2 protein-coding genes are annotated in these 1,578 nt (G+C 56.4%); both read right to left on the bottom strand.

The genetic code is table 11. The features are described 5' to 3' along the window. Nucleotides 1-80 precede the first annotated feature (80 nt). Entirely contained in the window at nucleotides 81-647 is a 567-nt protein-coding gene (locus CW742_RS12420) for a hypothetical protein (RefSeq protein ID WP_292420825.1), read from the bottom strand. Nucleotides 648-806: 159 nt separating this feature from the next. Next, a partial coding sequence (locus CW742_RS12415) for an iron chaperone (protein WP_292420823.1) occupies nucleotides 807-1,578 on the bottom strand: 772 nt, incomplete at its 5' end.

The raw sequence follows: 1,578 nt of genomic DNA, 5'->3' as shown, positions 1-1,578 counted from the left end.
TGATGACGCAGGGCGAGCCGACCGGTGCGTAGATACCAGCCAGGAACGAGAGCCAGAGGAGGGCGGGATAGTCCATGGCCTTAACACCCCTGCACGATCGAACGGTTCAGGAACGCGGCGTCCTTGGGCCCGGGCGGCAGGAGGAGGTCGCGGCCGTCCGGACAGACAATGATGACGGGCAATGCCGTCGTGTCGATTACAAACGGTCCGAAGCGCCGGAACAGCTGCATAGCCATATCCTCCGGTGCCCGGGCCGACCAGCCGGGAAAGGCTGACCGCCCGCCGTACGCTGTCAGGAAATCCGGGCCATCTGCAGGATCCATATCGAGGACCACAACTTCCGTACTGGTTCCGGGAATCGATACCGTTGCGGCCTCTGCAACCTGCCGGTTCAGCTGCGGGATGCAGCTGGCGCAGGAGATTGACACAACGGGAACAATAACGGCCCGGCCGGCAAAACTGCTGATGGAAAAATTCCCCCGGCCGCCGAGATCGGTGAGTTGTATGTCCTTCCACGCTGTGCCGGGCTGCGTGACCGTGAGAGCTCCGGTCTGATCCGGGGTAAAGGGCTGCGATGTCGTGCAACCGGCAGCAAGGAGGAGGGCGATGAGTACGAACAGGAGGAGATGGCCGGACCGTATGTGCATACCGGCAGATGGTGCGGGCGGTATATTAAAAGATGGGGAGGCGGTAACAGATCCGTGCGGACCAGACAACGGGTTTTTTTAGTCCGCATGGCTGCGAACCGGGACCGGCATCCGTTATCAATATCGTTTAAATTACCGTACAGGGTACCGGTTTTTCAGTCAGCTTTGTTCTTTCGGTTTTTTCCGGTTTTTAGCTCGCATGCTCATACTCTCTCCAGCACGGAACCGGACGATCTTCGCGATCAGATCGTACGGCACCGGTGTCCCGTTCGGAAACTGAACAGTCCCCTTGCTTGTCGTGTATGGCGATAGTTCCCGGGAAAATTTTTCAATGCCGGACGGTGTCGGGAAAAAACCTGTGTGGTCTTTGAATGCCGCAAAGTGGACCAGGTTCCGGCCACCCAGCCGGAAGGTAGGGATACCGTAGCGGATAGCTTCCTCTGCTCCTGGCGCCTCCCTCCTGATCGTTGCCCGGATCGTTTCCAGGATGGTTCTCGTATCCTCGGGAAACATTGCGATGTACTGATCGATATCCGCGTACTCGTTCATAGCACCGGTTCTCCGGTTCCGATTTTTGCTGCCGTGGGGTATAGAGCTTGTGACCGTGACAGATACATCGCTTGGGATCTCCATGAAGAACGAATGGCTTGTGCATTCACACGGGCACGTACGTGGGAATTTGCCCCTGCGTTTTTCCTGATATAGATCCCGGGGGGTTTTGACCCGATTTGTAAAAACAGAGTTCTCTATGGAATTTTTTTCCATGATGTTGGAGGCAGATGCCACCAGACCACTTGTAAGATGCTTGCAGCTGTCCCCGCCGCGGCCTGAAAAACTCCCCAAAATTGTTATTTCGATTCTTATTTTGATCAACGATACTCCCCCGCCGAAACGACTGCCTGTGGCGGCAGCCGCTTGAGAGTGTTGAATC

Source organism: Methanoregula sp. (assembly GCF_002835825.1).
In the GTDB taxonomy this organism is placed as follows: Archaea; Halobacteriota; Methanomicrobia; order Methanomicrobiales; family Methanospirillaceae; genus Methanoregula.
The sequence above is the reverse complement of the archived record's forward strand: the minus strand, read 5'-3'. Positions and strand labels throughout refer to the sequence as shown.